The sequence below is a fragment of the Metamycoplasma faucium genome (genome assembly GCF_045160055.1).
GTDB lineage: Bacteria > Bacillota_I > Bacilli_A > Mycoplasmatales > Metamycoplasmataceae > Metamycoplasma > Metamycoplasma faucium.
Window position 1 is genome coordinate 580878 of the sequence record NZ_CP088155.1, and the last position, 17597, is coordinate 598474.

Sequence of the window (17597 nt, forward strand, 5' to 3'; positions counted from 1 at the left end):
GATGAATTTAAATTATTCTTCATCATCAACGTTTTTACCACCACGTTTTTTAATAATTTCATCAGCTAAATTACGTGGTAATTTTTCATAGTGGTGGAATCACATTTGGTAAGTTCCACGACCAGTAGTCATTGAACGAAGTTCAGTTGCATAGCCAAACATTTCACTTAATGGAACATATGATTTAATAACATGTGCTCCATCATTTCTTGTTTCATTATCATAAACTTGTCCACGACGACGTGATATATCGCCCATAACGTCTCCAAAGAAATCTTCAGGAGTAACTACTGCAACATCCATAATAGGTTCAAGTAACACTGTTCCTAATAATTCGCGTCCTTTAGTTAATGATTTAGAAGCAGCAATTTTATATGCAAGTTCTGAACTATCGACTTCATGGTATGAACCATCAAACAATGTTGCTTTAATATCAATCATTGGATATCCAGCTAAAATACCAATTTCCATTTTTTCACGTAATCCTTTTTCGATTGACTTAATATATTCTTTAGGAATTTTACCACCAACAATTTTATCTACAAATTCAAATCCTTTATCGTGGTTTGGTTCATACTTAATTCAAACATGACCATATTGACCTTTACCACCAGATTGTTTCTTATGCATTCCTTCAACTTCAGCACTTTTAGTAATTGTTTCACGATATGAAACTTGTGGTGCTCCAACTTTTACAGGAATATTAAATTCTCTTTTAATACGATCACAAATAACATCAAGGTGCAATTCACCCATACCAGCTATAATAGTTTGACCAGTTTCTTTGTCGGTGTAGTATTTAAAAGTAGGATCTTCTGCTGCTAATCTTTGTAATGCTAATGACATTTTTTCTGAAGCATCTTTAGATGCAGGCTCAAGTGCTTGTGAGATAACAGGTTCTGGGAAAACCATATTTTCTAAGACAATATCTTTATGTTTTTCATCAATTAATGTATCACCTGTAGTTGTAAATTTAAGTCCAACAGCAGCGGCAATATCACCGGTTCTTACTTCATCAATTTCAGTTCTACTATTAGCATGCATTAAAATAACACGACTAATTCTTTCTTTTTCACCTTTAGTTGAATTATAAATATACGAACCTTTATTTAAAACACCAGAGTATACTCTAAAATATGTTAAATTTCCAACATATGGATCATTCATAACTTTAAACGCAAGTGATGAGAAAAATTCATCATCGCTTGCAGGAATTGTAACTTCTTTTTCGCCTTGATATGCTTTCATAGGAGGAATATCAATTGGTGATGGTAAATAATCAACAACTGCATCAAGCATTAATTTAATGCCTTTATTTTTGAATGATGTTCCACAAACTACTGGGAAATATTTAGCAGATAAAGTTGCTTTACGAATTGCTTGCTTCATTAAAGAAGCAGGAACTTCTTTTTCTTCTAATAAAAGTTCAGTTATTTCATCGCTATAATCACATAAAGATTCAGCTAATGAAAGACGCATTAAAGTTGCTTCTTCTTTTAAATGTTCAGGAATTGGAATTTCTTTATAATTTTCATCAATTCCGCCATCAAATTCATAAGCTTTCATTTCAACTAAATCAATTGAGCCCTTAAATTGAGCTTCTTCACCAATATTTAATTGAATAGCTTGTGCATTTGCACCTAATAATTTTCTTAATGATTCAACAGATGCTTTAAAATTAGCTCCTGCTTTATCCATTTTATTTACGTATACAATTCTTGGAACGGAATAATTTGTAGCTTGACGTCAAACAGTTTCAGTTTGAGGTTCAACTCCAGATTGAGCATCTAAAACGGTTACAGCTCCATCTAAAACACGTAATGAACGTTCAACTTCAACAGTAAAGTCAACGTGTCCTGGGGTATCAATAATATTAATTCTTTTACCCTTTCAAAATGCAGTAGTAGCCGCAGAAGTAATTGTTATTCCACGTTCTTGTTCTTGAACCATTCAGTCCATTTGGCTAGCCCCATCATGAGTTTCACCGATTTTGTGAATTTTCCCAGTATGATACAATACACGTTCTGTAGTTGTGGTTTTACCAGCATCAATATGGGCCATTATTCCTATATTTCTATAGTCTTCAAGTTTAATTTCTCTTGCCATAATATCAAACAATTCCTATTATCATCTAAAGTGAGCAAATGCTTTATTAGATTCAGCCATTTTGTGAGTATCTTCGCGTTTTTTAACAGCTCCACCCATTTTATTAGAAGCATCAATTATTTCATTTGCTAACTTTTCTTCCATAGTTTTTTCATTTCTTAAACGAGCATATTGAATCAATCATCTTAATGCTAAAGTTTGTTTTCTTCTTGCACTAACTTCAACTGGAACTTGATAGTTAGAACCACCAACTCTTCTTGATCTAACTTCAAGTTGAGGCGATATATTTTCCATTGCTAAATTAAATATTGCTAATGGTTCTTTATTGGTTTTAGTTTTAATAATTTCAAATGAGTTATACAAAATAGATTCAGCAACTGATTTTTTACCATCAAGCATAATTGTATTAATAAGTTTTGTAATGATTTTAGATTTAAAAACTGGATCTACTAAAACATCTCTAACTGGAGTTTTTTGTTTTCTTGACATATTTTTTCCTTATCTTAATTAATTAGCTTTTGGTTTTTTAGTTCCATAAATCGATCTTGCTTGTTTACGTTTTTCAACACCTGCTGCATCTTGTGTTCCACGAACGATTGTATATCTAACCCCGGGTAAATCTTTAACTTTACCACCTCTTATTAAAACTACTGAGTGTTCTTGCAAGTTATGTCCTTCGCCAGGAATATATGCAGTAACTTCTTGTCCATTTGAAAGTCTAACACGAGCATATTTACGAATAGCTGAATTAGGTTTTTTAGGTGTCATTGTACCAACACGAGTACATACACCACGTTTAAATGGACTTGGAATTTTATTTTCCTTTTTTTGTAAAGAATTAAACATCATTCCTAAAGCAGGCGCTTTAGACTTTGCAGTTTTATCTTTACGCCCATGATTAATTAGTTGACTAATTGTAGGCATATTTTTTCCTTTCAAATAATATATTGTTATAAAAATGTTTAATAATTATACAACAACTTAGCCGGTGTTTACATAAAAAATTAAAAATGTTTTTGATACTACAAATAATAAAAAAAAGCTAATAATTTTAGCCTTATTTAATAACAATTAAAACTATTTATTTTTATAGAATTTAATGATTAAATATTTTTTATATTCTTCGAGAAATTCATCTAATGGTTTTTCAAAAACTTCATCAGTTTTTTCATCTAAAGAATAGGAAACTTTAGCATGAGGATTATAAAACAAATCCTCAAATTCATAATCACGATATGTAAGTCAAGTATTCTTTTGAATTAATGCATAATTTGGATCTTGAGAACGAATAGTCTCTAAATATTCATCATATTTTTTTCCATATTCTTTAGTTCCGATATTGCTTTCAATTCCATTACTTTCACGAATGATTTCGACTTTACGATCAATCGATTCCATTCATTTTATCTCATTTTGAATTTTCATTTTAGGATCATTGTCATTATTTTCTATTTTAGCATAGTAATCTAAGTTATCTAATGTTGACCCTTTTTGAATATCATCTAAAGATGAATAAAATAAATTAATTTTAAAAATTTCACTTAAATATTCTTGATATTGTTTTTTTAAAACAATATTATCCATATTATTATAAAAAGCAGAAAATTTTAATAATGTATTAGTTGCTAATACTCTATTTTTTTCCATTTTTTCTGAATCAATATTAATTTTTTCAGGGCAGGGATCAGTTAATGATATACCGACATTTTCCTTTAAGCTTCTTAATTCTTCTAATATTTTATTATCTTTTGTTTTATATTGAGGTTCATTAAACATAACTTTTTTAATCACTAATATTGATATGTTAAAGAAAACTAATAAAATTCCACAAATAATAATTGAAATTAGATAAAAAGAACTATATTGATCTAATGTATTATTTTTAGTAAACTTTCTAACAAATAATACTATTGATGCAATCAACGTACTAATTATCAAAGTATTTATTAATAAAACATTATAAAAAGAAGAACTTTTTTTATTAAATCCTTGCACATATGGAATAAATAATTCTTTTCCAAGAACTTCTTTTGTTTTTTTAATACTATTTTTAAAATTAATTAAAAATTTAATAATTAAATAAATTGAAACTAATAATAATATTGATACTAATATTGTAAAAGTAAAAGCTGATTTCATGTTTTATCCTTTTTTAGTTAAATTATTATCATCAGAATTAGATTTATTGTCCTTATTCTTAATATCTTTTTCATCTTTTAAAATTGATTCTTTATCATTTGACACTTTGGTTTCTATTGTTTCATTAGAGTTATTATTTGAAGAACTTTCTTTAACTTCGTTTGTATTATTATCAGAAAATAATAATGCAATTTTTTCAATCAATTGTTCTTTTGAAAATTCTTCAGGATTATATATATTTAGTTTTTTAGCCATTATTACTAAATTTTCTTTTTCTAATGTTGAAAGATTATTTTTATAATAATTGATTTTTGAATCTTGAGCATTAGAATTTTGATTTGTTTGTTCGTTTAAAACAACATTATTTCCATTATTTTCAGTTGTTTGATTATTTTTTTGGTTTGAAGAAAATGATTGATTATCATTTTGTTGTGCAAATTGACTAAATAATTGATTAAATAAACCACCATTTTGAATATTACGGTAATAAGCTTTTAATTTATAAAATTCTGAAATAACTTTTTTAATTTGTCTAAAAATAAAAGGATATGAGAAAACAAAAATCAATGAATTAATCAAACTTGTAATTTGAATTAAATTTCAACTTCTTAAATTAAGTATTTGATTTCAATTAAAAATAAAATTAACAATAATAACAAAAAATATGAAAGGAATTATAAATAACAATATTGATGAAAATAATGAGTAATCTTTATTTTTAATACATTTTGCAAAACTTGCAATATATCAAAATGTAACAACTAATAAAACCACTAAATAAAATGATGAAGTGATTAGTAATGAACGATATGCTTTATCAGCAAGTAAAGCATCTTTTTTTTCTAATAAGTTATTAATGTTTTCAATATATGATTCTCTAAGAACAAAACCATGAATAATTCCTGCCAATTGAACAAAAATCATAACAACAAAAATTACTAACAATGATATAAATCAAGGCGTAGCATTTTTATTTTTTGCTTTAAACATTTCTTGAACATTACCATATTGTGGTTTGTATTCATTAAATTCTGGATTCATATTTCTCCTTTATATAATTTAAAAATTATATTTTAAAATATTATTTTTTTTATTATTTGCTTTCATTATTAATTTCATTAAGCATAACATTGGGATAATCAATTTCAAAATGCATATTTTTTCCGTCTTTATCAATAAAATCTAATTCTTTAGCACATAATCTTTGATTAAAATCATCAATCTTTTTATTATAAATAGGATCGCCATAAATTGGATGTTTAATATATGCAAGGTGAACTCTTATTTGATGAGTTCGTCCTGTTTTTAAGATACATTTTACTAATGTTTTTTCTTGATTATTAATCATTAAATATTTGAGTGGTTCAACTGTTGTATAAGCGTTTTTAGAATTAAGAAAAGAAACTGCAAATCTTTGTCGATTTTTAGGATCGCGTCCAATTGGTAAATCTAAGTTAATTATTTTATTTTCAATTTCGCCATCACATATTGCATAATATGTTCTCTTGATTTCATGATTTTTTAATAAAGATGCAAAATAATTATGTGTTTCATTATTTTTAGCAATTAATAAAAGTCCACTTGTGTCTTTATCAATTCGATGGACTATCCCCATACGAAGTAAACCATTTACATTGCTTAAATTATTTTTAAAATGATAAATTAAAGCATTTGCTAGTGTATTTTCTCTATGCCCTGGCGCAGGATGAACTACCATCCCTGAAGGTTTATTGATTATCAAATAATTTTCATTTTCATAAACTATATCAATTTTAATATTTTGTTCAATTAAATTAGTTTGCTTATCTATTAATTTAATTATGGTAATTTCATCATCTATTTTAAGTAGATATTTATTTTTGTTTATTTTTATATCATTAACAAAAATTGCACCTTCTGAAATAAGTTTTTGGATATCATTTCGACTTATTTCAGGAATATTATTTGCTATATATTTATCAATTCTATCGCTATATAAGACTTTAATTTTAAACATAGCAATATTTTAACATAAATATATAATTTTAGAGTATGGCTGAAATCATTGTTAAAAAATCTAAATTTATAAGTTTAATTTTTGATATACATTCAAAAGATGAATTTAATGTTTTGCTAACTAAAATTAAATCCGAAAACAAAAAAGCAAGTCATATTGTTTATGCTTATATGATAAACAACAATGATTATCATTTTTCAGGATATTCAGATGACAATGAACCACATGGTGTTGCTGGCATACCATTATTCAAATTAATGCAAAATAAAAATCTAATCAATAAATGTATTATAGTGATTAGATTTTTCGGTGGAACAAAGTTAGGCAAGCCAACTTTGTTAAGAACATATTTAAAAGCGGCTTTATTACTTTTCTAAAATAGTTGAATCTATTTCGAGAGGTTCGGATTTATTTTTTTCAACATGTTTACCCATTTTCTTATAATATGAATAAATCATTCCAAATTGAATTGCATAAATTGTTAGTGAAACAATTTGTCATATTAGGGCTGGCATAACTTCAAGTCATGCTTGTTGTGCACCAATTAATGCTGTTTTGTGAACTGGAATTAAAATAAAATAAATTATTCATAATCCATTATTAATCATAAATAAAAATGGCATTCAAGGAGTCAACCCTTTGAAATCTTTTTTCTTTAAGCTTATGATTAATTGTGGTAAAAATGCTAGAGTCGTTAAAGAAGGTGCAATAGCTGCAATAACACTTCTGTATGACTCATTTAAAATCGGAATTGGATAGTTGTGTCCTTTTTCAGGACGTCCTGATTTAAATCAATCAACAATATTAATAGTAAATATAATTGCTAATAATAAAGTTAATAATAAGACAAATACTATACCTAAAATAACTTGTAACATTAATTTTTTATTCTTGTCTTCGCGATAATAATATAGATAAAACATTGTTGCTGAATAAATGGCAATGCATACAAAGTTAGCAATAAACACTTGTCAGTATCTAGGGCCTGCAAAGACACCATATGCAACTCATAACAAAATACCTACATAAAAAATTCAAAATGATGCAAAGTTAACCTTTCCGGTTTTTTTTGTTTTTAATTGTTGAATTAATTGCGGAATTCCAAGGCCGATAGTCGCTAATGCACCTAAAATTCCAAAAATTTCAATTGCTATATTCATAATCTTGAAAATTATAAAACATTTTGAAAAAAATAAATAAAAACACCCATTGGGTGTTTAGTCATTTATGAAATGGTGGCTCCGGCAGGAATCGAACCAGCGACACACGGAGCTTCAGTCCGTTGCTCTACCGACTGAGCTACAGAGCCATGGCGGTCCAGACGGGAATTGAACCCGCGATCTCTTCCGTGACAGGGAAGCGTATTAAACCACTTTACCACTGGACCGTGGTTGCGGAGATTGGATTTGAACCAATGACCTTTGGGTTATGAGCCCAACGAGCTACCAACTGCTCTACTCCGCTATATAATGGCGGGCAATGAGGGATTCGAACCCCCGCGGGCCGTGAAGCCCCTGGCAGTTTTCAAGACTGCTCCCTTCAGCCAGGCTTGGGTAATTGCCCATGGTGGACCCAACAGGACTCGAACCTGTGACCGACCGGTTATGAGCCGGTTGCTCTAACCAACTGAGCTATGGGTCCTTATCAAACTCTGTTGAGTTGTACATATGGTAGCACCGAAGAGAGTCGAACTCTTGACCTTCCGGGTATGAACCGGATGCTCTAACCAACTGAGCTACAGTGCCAAATGGTGGAGAGGAAGGGACTCGAACCCTCTACCTCCTGCGTGCAAGGCAGGCGCTCTAGCCAGGTGAGCTACCCCCCCATAAATGGTGAAGAAGACAGGATTTGAACCTGCGACCACTTGGTCCCAAACCAAGCGCTCTGCCAAACTGAGCTACTTCTCCACTTTCAACATGCTTAACGCTTTATAATTATATATAAAAAAAATTAATATAGATAAAAAAACAATATTAGGATTTTAAGTTTTTAGTAAAGTTAAAATTCATCATTTCAACTAAACTCATAGTCTAAAATTTTAACTATATCACCATTTTTTATTCCCTTCTTTTTCAAAGAATCATAAACACCTAAATCTTTTAATTTGGCATTAAATCTTCATAAATTATCAATTGAAATTAAAGGAATTTTATTGTATATATCATAAACTTTTGAACTTGATATTTCAAATTTATTATTACTAATTTTATTAATAATAATTTCATCTTTAGCTAAAGAAATTGTTATTTCTTCTTTTTCTTTTTCTAAATAAGTTTCTAAAAGAGAATTTGAATTTTTGATTAATTTATATAATTCTTTTTTAACATTTTCGATATTTTTCTCTAATAATGCAGAACATTCAATAACATCAATGTTAGGAAATTTAGCTTTAAATAATTTTAAATTTTTATAAAAATATTCAAGATCACTTTTATTTGCAATAACAATTTGTGGTAATTTTTCAAGAAACAAATTATAAGATTTCAATTCTTTATTTATGATTAAATAATCTGTAATTGGATCTTTATTTTCATTTCCAAAATCAATAATATGAGCAATCACTTTGCATCTTTCGATATGTTTTAAAAATTGAATTCCAAGGCCTTTGCCTTTTGAAGCAAATTCAATTAAACCTGGTAAATCTGCAACTACATATGAATAATCTTTATAGTTAACAAGTCCAAGTTGAGGCACAAGTGTGGTAAAATCATAATCAGCAATTTTAGGTTTTGCATTTGATATTTTTGATAATAATGAACTTTTACCAGCGCAAGGTTTACCAATAAAGCCTATGTCTGCCAAAACTTTTAAATTCAAAATAAGATCATATTGTTGACCTTTTGTTCCATTTTCACAAATTCTAGGTGCAGTATTTCGACTTGATTTAAATTTAGTATTACCTTTACCGCCAATACCACCTTTAGCAACTAAATATAATTTTTCATCAATAATATCAGCTAATAAATCATTATTAACTTCATTTATTATCATAGTTCCTATTGGAACTTTTATTATTAAATCATTTCCATTTGCACCATAAGCGTTTTTAGTTTTACCGTTCTCACCGTTTTGAGCTTTATATTTTGTTTGATAATGAAATGGTAATAATGTATTCATTCCATTATCCCCTTGGAAATAAATATTACCACCGTTTCCTCCATCGCCTCCATCAGGTCCACCACGGTCAACATTTGCTTCTCTTCGAAAACTAATTATTCCATTACCACCGTTTCCGGCAAGAATACTAATTTTTGCTTGATCAATAAATTTCATAATTATAATTTTACCAATAATTAAAAATTCCAAACTTTTAAGTAAGGAATTTTTTAATTGTTATTTAGTTTGAGATGCTACCATTTTTTTATATTTATTCATTAAAATAATTGCACAAACAAAAGCCATTAATTGTAAAACAAACGTTCCAATTAATACTAATAAAAATAATGTACTATTTTCTTGATCGTTATTACCACTAATATATAATAATATATTAAATACTATTGTTAATATTCCTAAGGTTAAAAAAGTTAACAAAAAAACTACATATAATAGTATGAACCAACCTGACACTAATAATGCATAAATATCTGAATTATAAGAACCTCTTATCGCCGTATATACTATAGCCAAAAAAGAAACTAAAAAGATAAAAATAAATGAAGATATTGCTATTATTTGCCCTAACATTACAAAAAAAGATCTTTTTGCATTTTTATATATTTTTTGGTTATTATCATATACATTTAAAGTATTTATTTGATTATTATTTTCCATCATTCTCCTTATTGTTTACAATAATTTTATCATTTGTTTTGTTTTTTTCTTTTTTGATATTTATATTTTCATCTTTAATAACAATGATTATACACACTAAAGAAATTACAATAATTGCAAAACTACCTAATAAAATCAATAAATATAGAACGAAATTTTTTTCGTCTTTTCAATTTTTTATAAATAAATTAAGGTTAAAAATAACTACTATTATTTTTAGTGTAAACATTGCTACTAATGCAAATAAGATAAATCATTTAAATGCTAAATTAGTATGAAATCCAATATTTGTATTCAAATGATGAATGGTATAATTCATTAACCCTCAAAAAAGCAATACAAATATTAAAAAAGTATTGATAACAAAAGCTGTTAATGTACTAATAAATGATTTTCTTAATAAATTTGCTTTTTCTTTCATATGTCCTCCTAATTTTTAATTCTTTCAAAGAAAATTGTTTTTATATCCAAAATTTTACTATTAAATTTAGCAAAATCAAAGAGTTTATCTCTATTCAAATCTAAACTAATATTATTAAATATATTATTAGTTTTTATTGGCATAATTATATTTAAACATAACAATATTAAATAAATTCCGTTTAATAATGTGTTTAAAATAACATTCAAGCGCATTAAATTATCTTTCAAAGTCCAAGGTTTTGTAATGTCAATATATTCATTTAGTTTAGAACTAAAAAATAATACTTGTTTCATTGCCTTATCAATGTAAAATTTATTCATTTCATCTTTATAAATTTCATAGGTTTTATTTAGCTCATCATAAATATTTTTATCTATATCTTCAAGATTTTCTTTATCGTAAATAGTACCATTTGAAAAAGAATTATTAACCATTTTAATAGTACGATTAATTAAATTACCAACATTATTTGCTAAGTCTGCATTTAAAACATTAACCATTTGTTCTTCTGAGTATGCATAATCAGAATCCAGATTAATTTGCGAAGCGAAGAAATATTTTATTTCTTCAAAACCATATTTTTTAATTAAAGGAATTGGATCAATAACATTTCCCTTAGATTTAGACATTTTTCCTTCAGGAGTAATAATTCATGAATGAATTATTTCTTTCGTTGGCATTTTTAAATCTAATGATTTTAAAAATATAGGTCAATAAATAGCATGAAATCTTGAAATTTCTTTACCTAAAATGTGCACTCTTTCATCACCTTGTTCTCAAAATTTTACAAAATTATCATTGTTAGGTTCTAAATAATTTAAAGCAGTTAAATAATTAAATAAAGCATCAAGTCAAACATAAATAACATGTTTTGAAATTCCAATTTTATCTAGTTTGATTCCTCAATCAAAAGAAACACGAGTAATTGATAAATCTTCTAATCCCTTGTTTAGAAAATTATTAATTAATTCTTTTTCGATTGCTTTGTTTGATAAAAAATTTGGATTTTCTTTGAAATATTTTAAAATCCAATCAGTAAAACTTGACATATTAAAGAAATAACTTTCTTCTTTTATTTCTTGTAATAAGTGACCAGATGTCGGATGATAATAATTATTATCTTTTTTTATTGCTTGAGATTTAGTTAGAAATTCTTCATCATTTATTGAATATAAACCTTCATAATTTCCTTTGTATATTATTTTTTTTTCAAGCATTTTTTGAAATATTTTTTGAATGATTACTTCATGCTTTAAATTTGTTGTTCGAGAAAAATAATCATAATCAATATGTAGTAAGTTTCATAAATTTTCAAATTTTTCTTTTTGTGCATTAACATATTTTTGAGGTAAAATGTTTAATTCTTCAGCTTTTTTTTGAATTTTTTGACCATGCTCATCAATGCCGGTAACAAAAAATGTTTCATATCCTTGTTGTTTTTTATAGTTTCTATAAACTCAAGCTAAAGTTGTGGTTAAAACATGTCCAATGTGTAAATTTCCACTTGGATAATAAATTGGTGTACTTATATAAAATGTTTTATTTGTTTTCATTTTTTTCCTTAACCTTTATTGGTGAATATAATTTTTTAATTTCATCTCTATATTCATGATTGTTAATATCATCATAATGCAAATACAAATTTTTTTCAAAATGTGTTCCTCAGCCTGAATTGAATCTAGATTCAACTAAACAAAATTTAGGTTCATCATTAATTCGGGGGTATACTAATTTTATTCTTTTTGGTTCAAATTTATATTTACGCAATAAACTAATTAAATCAATATATCTTGCAATTGGTAAAACAATAGTTAAATAGCCTTTTTGCTCAATTATTTTTGCTGAGTTTGAAATTAGTTGTTCTAATGTTAAGCATATTTCATGAGTCGCAATTTTTTTAGATTGAGAAGTATTTATTCTAGGATTGTTATAATTTTCATTATAATATGGAGGATTTGCAACAATGGATGAATATTTTTTTGCTTTCTTATTCCCGCATTTGTAAGCATATTCTTTAACATATTCATTATAATCAGCATGTATTATTTTAATTTGATTATCTAAATTATTTAATTTAACATTTTTTTGAGCAATAATACATGCTTCTTTTTGTATTTCAATTGCATCAATGTTAATGTTTTTAGAACGTGAAGCAATAAAAATAGATAAAGCGGCATTATTTGTTCCAACTTCTAAAATATTTGAAATATTTCTATTTATTGAAAAAAAATTACCTAATAAAATAGTGTCAACTGAATAATTAAACATTTCTTTGTCTTGATAAACAAATAAATTCCCACTGTATCCTAAATTATTTTTAATAATTTTTTTCATAAAAACAATTATAAACTAAAAGTTTTAAATAAAAAATCCCATAGTAGGGATTTCTCGATAAATTGTTAAATTAAGCTTGCGCATTTGTATGAACAGGTTTAGTTTCGCTAGGAACATTAGCAACTAATATTAATATTCATCCTATAAGTGCAACAATAGGAATTAATAGAAAAATTAATAAAATTCCACCTGTTTTTGTTTCTTTATATTTAAATGCTTCAATTAATGTTAATATTCAAAATACAATAGATACTATAGGAATTAACATTAATAATGCATATATTTTTACTTTTGGCATAATACTTTCCTTTCAAATGATTGATAAAATTATAAACTCCTTTTCAAAAAAAAAAAAAACGAAGCATGATTACTTCGTTAGTCTTATTTAGATTAATTATTATCATCAAATTCAGATGCATCATTTGTATCATCAGTTTCAATAACATCATTATTTTCATTGACATTATATTCTTCACCAATAACTGATTTTAGATTTTCTGCAAATTCTTCATCAGAAATTTGTGCAGCAGGTAAATTTGAATCAATGTTTTCATTATCATAATTTGCATCAAAGTATTGTATTGAAGGTTTGATATCATACTTAGAATTTGCTTCAAATGGATATAAAGCAGTTCCGGCAGGAATTTTTTTACCAATAATAATATTTTCTTTTAGTCCTAATAAATCATCATTACGTGATGAAATTGCTGAATGAACTAAAATTTTTGAAGTTTCTTGATAAGATGCAGCTGATAAAAATGAATTAGATAGAAGTGGTACTTGTTTTGCACCTTTAATAACAATTTCACCATAAGCAGGGATCATTCCCTTTGAAAGAAGGTTTGAATTTTCTTCTTGATAGTCAAATATATCAACAATAGCTCCTGCAAAAAACTTAGAATCACCAGGAATAGTAATAATAATTTTTGACATCATTTGACGAATGATAATTTCAATATATTTATCACTAATTGAAATACCTTGTGTACGATATATTTTTTGTATTTCTTTTAATAAATAATTTTGAGTAGTAATGGTATCAGTTAATTCTAATAATTCTTTAATAATAATTGGACCTTCTGAAAGTTTTTGACCGATTCTTACATAATCACCAACATTAACTCTTAATTTTTTATTTGAGTTTACAAATACTTTTTCACTTTGAATATATCCATCTGAGGTTTTATTTTCAATATAAATCATAAAATGATTATTATTTTCAGGATCTTCTTCGATTTTTATAACTTTACCTTCATAAGGTGAAATTACAGCAGGTCTACCTCATGGTTGTTCATGGGCATCAATTAATTCAATTAAACGAGCAAAACCGCCTGTTATATCTTCAACACCAGCAACCCCTCCAGTATGGAAAGTACGCATTGTAAGTTGTGTACCGGGTTCACCGATAGATTGAGCAGCAATAATTCCAACCGCTTCACCAATATTTACAATTCTATTAGTTGCTAAATCTTTACCAAAGCACATCTTACATACACCATTTCTAGTGTTGCAACCAAGAATTGATCTAATTTCAACTTCAGTATATCCTTCAGCGATTATAGCATTAGCAATTTTTTCATTAATTAAAGTATTTCTATCAGCAATTAACTCTAAAATCCCCATTTTATTTAATTGTTTTTTATAAATAGGCTTATTAGTATAACGTCCAATAATTCTGTCTTTTAAGGAAACAATAACTTGATTTGTTTTTGAATCAACTATTTCGCGAGCAACATAGCCATAGTCGGAACCACAGTTTTCTTCACGAACAACAATGTTTTGAGCAACATCAACAAGTCTACGGGTTAAATATCCTGATTTTGCAGTATTAAGAGCAGTATCTGTTAGACCTTTACGAGCACCATGTGTTGAAGAATAGAATTCAAAAGCAGTAAGTCCTTCAATAAATGATGATTTAACAGGAACTTCAACAGTTGATCTAACAACTCTATCATTTTTAGCATCAGCTTTAGTGGTTTTGGTATTATTAGCCATAAGACCACGCATACCAGCTAATTGAACATAATTGGATATATTTCCACGAGCACCAGAATTTATCATTGTAATAACAGGGTTTGATGGATTAGCTTTAATAATTTCTTCTAATTCATGTTGAATCTTGTCTTTTACTTCAGTCCATTTTTTAATTGATAATGAATATCTTTCATCATCAGTAATCATTCCTTGATTATAATAATTTCTTAATTTAGAAATATATTCATCCCCTTCAGAAATATATTGATTCTTTTTATTAGTTTCTAAAATATCAGCAAAAGAAATTGATATTCCAGAAATAGTTGAATATTTAAAACCTAATTCTTTAATTTGATCAAGAATTGATGCAACCATGTTTGTATATTTAAATCAAACACGATCTAATATTTGTGCTTTTTCAGAAGCGCTATATTCAAAATTAATGATTTCATTGCTTTTTTCTTGACTATTTTTAATCTTTTCTGCTTCTTCTTTTATATAAAAGTAAATTAATTTAGCATGTTCTGTTGATATTTTTTTGCTTTCGTATGTTGTTAATTCAAAACAATCACTTAAAATTGTTTCTGATGAAATATCATTGTTTAATAAAGAATCATTAATTTTATCAACAACATTTGCAATTTTTTCAATTGTTGTTGTTGCAACATATTTATCAAAAATATATCTAATTGTTTTAGCAATATTCTTTTTGTTAAATCCAGATAAAATTGGTAATTTTTCTTTAATATATGTTTTAATATCTGTTCCTGGATTAACAATATATTTAAATATTGATTTACCATATTCTTCAATTGAAGAATATTTACCAACTTCATTTGAATAAATGAATGGAAAACTCATTGGAAAAATATTATTAAATATAAATTTACCAACAGTTGAAATGATATATGGACGACCAATTATTTTTGAATTGATTGAGTTACTATCAAATGTTTTAACCTTTTCAAGAGGCAATGCAACTCTTGCATGAAGTGAAACTTTTTTAGCTTCATAAGAACGCATCATGTGCTCAAAAGAATCAAAAACTTTTCCTTCGCCTAATGCGTCTTTTTCTTCCGTTGTTAGATAATAAATACCTAATACCATATCTTGTGATGGGTTAATAATAGGTTCACCATCTTTAGGACCTAATATATTTTTATTAGCAAGCATTAGTTCTCTAGCTTCTAATAAGGCTTGATCTGAAACTAAAACGTGAACAGCCATTTGGTCACCATCAAAGTCAGCATTGAATGGCGTACATACTAATGGATGAAGTTTAATTGCTTTTCCACGCACTAAAACAGGTTCAAAAGCTTGAATTGATAAACGGTGAAGTGTAGGTGCACGGTTTAATAAAACAAGCCTTCCTTCAATTGATTTAGCAACATAAGGTCAAATTTTTGGATTTTGATCTTCAATCATTTTTTTAGCTTGTTTAATTGTTGTTGCTTCTTCATTGTCAATTAATGTTTTAATAATTCATGGTTCAAATAGTTTTGCAGCCATTTCACGTGGAATACCACATTGATGCATTTTAAGATCAGGACCAACAACTATAACTGAACGACCAGAATAGTCAACACGTTTTCCTAATAAGTTTTGACGAAAACGACCTTTTTTACCTGTTAAAGCGTCTGAAATTGATTTAAAAGGACGATTGTCTTTAGAAAGAACAGGGTTTGGTGATCTTCTTTGGTTATCAATTAAAGCATCAACAGCTTCTTGAATCATCCGAAGTTCATTTTGAACAACTAAAGTAGGTGCATCTTTTTCTTGTCATTGTTTCAAACGGTTATTTCTAATAATTACACGACGATATAATTCATTAATATCAGAAGTTGAATGTCTTCCACCATCTAATTGAATTAAAGGTCTTAAATCGGCAGGAATTACCGGCAAATTGTAAATTAACATGCTTGTTGGATCTTGTTTTGATTCAATAAAAGCATTAATTACTTGTAAACGTTTGTATAACTTTTCACGAGTAGATTTTTGTGATAATGTAAATTTTTGTTCTTCTTCTTTATTAATTTTCTTAATTTTTTCAGTTACAATTTCTTTTTCTTTTTTAAGGTCAATATTTTTTAATAAATATTCAATAGCTAAAGCACCGGTACCAATTTTAGCGTCTGAATAATGTTCAATAACTTCATTTAATTCATAAAAATCAATTCCATAGTCTTGACCTATTTTTGATGTTGCTTTTTCAACTAAATCATCTAAAGTTTCTTTAATATCATCATAATCTTCAGTGTCAGGTTCAAATCTTTGAATTAATTCTTCTAAAGCATCTTTATAAATATTAGCAGCTTCGTTAATATCAATAATAGTATTTTTAGGTAACGATTTTAGTCCGCCACTTTCAAGAACAATATTACTTTTATAATAAATTAAATTTTCAAGGTCAATTCTTTTAACAGGTTCGGTACTTCTTCCAGTTTGTAAACCTAAAAGTTTATAAATGATTGAGTGATCAACTTTAAAATATCAAAAATGCACAACAGGACTGTTAAGTTTAATATGCCCCATATGGTTACGACGTGCAATTTTTGGTAAAATTTCAACTTTTTCTTGTTTACATAACTCAGTTCTAGTACAAAAAGTTCCTTCATTAATTTTTTTGTATTTAAAGCCACAAATTGGACAGCGATAATCAATCATTGGTCCAAATATTACCTCATCAAAAAGCCCACCACGTTCTGGTTTATAACTTTTATAGTTAATTGTTTCAGGTTTTGTAACTTCACCATGCGATCATGATTCAACATCGTTAGGAGTGGCTAATGCTAATGAAATCTTAGCAATTTTATCGCCATCTAAAGTTGCATATTTTCTAGATTTTTTCAT

The 17597-nt window shown here is 27.1% G+C and carries 15 protein-coding genes and 8 tRNA genes; 1 reads left to right on the top strand and 22 read right to left on the bottom strand.

The genetic code is table 4. The features are described from left to right. Positions 1 to 12: 12 nt before the first annotated feature. From fusA to LQ356_RS02810, 6 genes are all read right to left on the bottom strand, one after another. Positions 13 to 2106 carry an elongation factor G gene (fusA, locus tag LQ356_RS02785; protein WP_405311365.1) on the bottom strand — a complete coding sequence of 698 codons (2094 nt, stop codon included), beginning with the start codon at positions 2104 to 2106 and terminating at the stop codon, positions 13 to 15. 18 nt (positions 2107 to 2124) lie between these two features. Beyond that, entirely contained in the window at positions 2125 to 2595 is a 471-nt protein-coding gene (gene rpsG / locus LQ356_RS02790) for a 30S ribosomal protein S7 (RefSeq protein WP_405311367.1), read from the bottom strand. 18 nt (positions 2596 to 2613) lie between these two features. Next, the gene (rpsL, locus tag LQ356_RS02795) at positions 2614 to 3030 is read right to left on the bottom strand and encodes a 30S ribosomal protein S12 (RefSeq protein ID WP_405311369.1); all 417 of its coding nucleotides are present in this window, start codon (positions 3028 to 3030) and stop codon (positions 2614 to 2616) included. 153 nt (positions 3031 to 3183) lie between these two features. Next, on the bottom strand, positions 3184 to 4245 hold the full coding sequence (locus LQ356_RS02800; protein WP_405311371.1) for an ABC transporter permease: 1062 nt from the start codon (positions 4243 to 4245) through the stop codon (positions 3184 to 3186). A gap of 3 nt (positions 4246 to 4248) precedes the next feature. Beyond that, positions 4249 to 5286: a hypothetical protein gene (locus LQ356_RS02805; RefSeq protein ID WP_405311373.1), complete on the bottom strand. Its 1038-nt coding sequence runs from the start codon at positions 5284 to 5286 to the stop codon at positions 4249 to 4251. A gap of 52 nt (positions 5287 to 5338) precedes the next feature. Continuing rightward, positions 5339 to 6241, bottom strand: coding sequence for an RluA family pseudouridine synthase (locus tag LQ356_RS02810; RefSeq protein WP_405311375.1), 903 nt, complete (start codon positions 6239 to 6241; stop codon positions 5339 to 5341). 35 nt (positions 6242 to 6276) lie between these two features. Between LQ356_RS02810 and LQ356_RS02815 the strand changes: the two genes are divergently transcribed. Next, positions 6277 to 6618: a YigZ family protein gene (locus LQ356_RS02815; RefSeq protein WP_405311376.1), complete on the top strand. Its 342-nt coding sequence runs from the start codon at positions 6277 to 6279 to the stop codon at positions 6616 to 6618. Here LQ356_RS02815 and LQ356_RS02820 read toward each other — a convergent pair. The 16 genes from LQ356_RS02820 to LQ356_RS02895 form a co-directional block, all read right to left on the bottom strand. Further along, positions 6607 to 7401, bottom strand: a complete 795-nt coding sequence (locus LQ356_RS02820; protein ID WP_405311377.1) for a PQ-loop domain-containing transporter — start codon at positions 7399 to 7401, stop codon at positions 6607 to 6609. The two genes, LQ356_RS02815 and LQ356_RS02820, sit on opposite strands and share 12 nt — an antisense overlap. A gap of 73 nt (positions 7402 to 7474) precedes the next feature. After that, positions 7475 to 7550, bottom strand: a tRNA-Phe gene (locus tag LQ356_RS02825). A 1-nt stretch (position 7551) separates the two neighbouring features. Then, positions 7552 to 7628, bottom strand: a tRNA-Asp gene (locus LQ356_RS02830). 1 nt (position 7629) lies between these two features. Further along, positions 7630 to 7705, bottom strand: a tRNA-Met gene (locus LQ356_RS02835). A gap of 6 nt (positions 7706 to 7711) precedes the next feature. After that, positions 7712 to 7804: transfer RNA gene (locus tag LQ356_RS02840), tRNA-Ser, on the bottom strand. Between the two features lies 1 nt (position 7805). Continuing rightward, positions 7806 to 7882 (bottom strand) — tRNA-Ile (locus tag LQ356_RS02845). Between the two features lie 27 nt (positions 7883 to 7909). Beyond that, positions 7910 to 7986 (bottom strand) — tRNA-Met (locus tag LQ356_RS02850). Positions 7987 to 7989: 3 nt separating this feature from the next. Further along, positions 7990 to 8066 (bottom strand) — tRNA-Ala (locus LQ356_RS02855). A 5-nt stretch (positions 8067 to 8071) separates the two neighbouring features. After that, a tRNA-Pro gene (locus tag LQ356_RS02860) sits at positions 8072 to 8148 on the bottom strand. A 91-nt stretch (positions 8149 to 8239) separates the two neighbouring features. After that, the gene (obgE, locus tag LQ356_RS02865; RefSeq protein ID WP_405311379.1) at positions 8240 to 9514 is read right to left on the bottom strand and encodes a GTPase ObgE; all 1275 of its coding nucleotides are present in this window, start codon (positions 9512 to 9514) and stop codon (positions 8240 to 8242) included. A gap of 60 nt (positions 9515 to 9574) precedes the next feature. Beyond that, the gene (locus tag LQ356_RS02870; protein ID WP_405311381.1) at positions 9575 to 10015 is read right to left on the bottom strand and encodes a hypothetical protein; all 441 of its coding nucleotides are present in this window, start codon (positions 10013 to 10015) and stop codon (positions 9575 to 9577) included. Continuing rightward, positions 10005 to 10436, bottom strand: a complete 432-nt coding sequence (locus LQ356_RS02875; protein WP_405311382.1) for a hypothetical protein — start codon at positions 10434 to 10436, stop codon at positions 10005 to 10007. The genes LQ356_RS02870 and LQ356_RS02875 overlap by 11 nt, the downstream gene beginning before the upstream one ends. Before the next feature lie 8 nt (positions 10437 to 10444). After that, the gene (gene metG, locus LQ356_RS02880; protein WP_405311383.1) at positions 10445 to 11992 is read right to left on the bottom strand and encodes a methionine--tRNA ligase; all 1548 of its coding nucleotides are present in this window, start codon (positions 11990 to 11992) and stop codon (positions 10445 to 10447) included. Beyond that, positions 11979 to 12773 (bottom strand): tRNA1(Val) (adenine(37)-N6)-methyltransferase, encoded by a 795-nt coding sequence (locus LQ356_RS02885; RefSeq protein WP_405311384.1) that lies wholly within the window; start codon positions 12771 to 12773, stop codon positions 11979 to 11981. Before LQ356_RS02885 ends, metG begins: the two co-directional genes overlap by 14 nt. Positions 12774 to 12843: 70 nt before the next feature. Continuing rightward, on the bottom strand, positions 12844 to 13071 hold the full coding sequence (locus tag LQ356_RS02890) for a hypothetical protein (protein ID WP_405311386.1): 228 nt from the start codon (positions 13069 to 13071) through the stop codon (positions 12844 to 12846). A 92-nt stretch (positions 13072 to 13163) separates the two neighbouring features. Beyond that, positions 13164 to 17597: a DNA-directed RNA polymerase subunit beta' gene (locus LQ356_RS02895; RefSeq protein ID WP_405311387.1), complete on the bottom strand. Its 4434-nt coding sequence runs from the start codon at positions 17595 to 17597 to the stop codon at positions 13164 to 13166.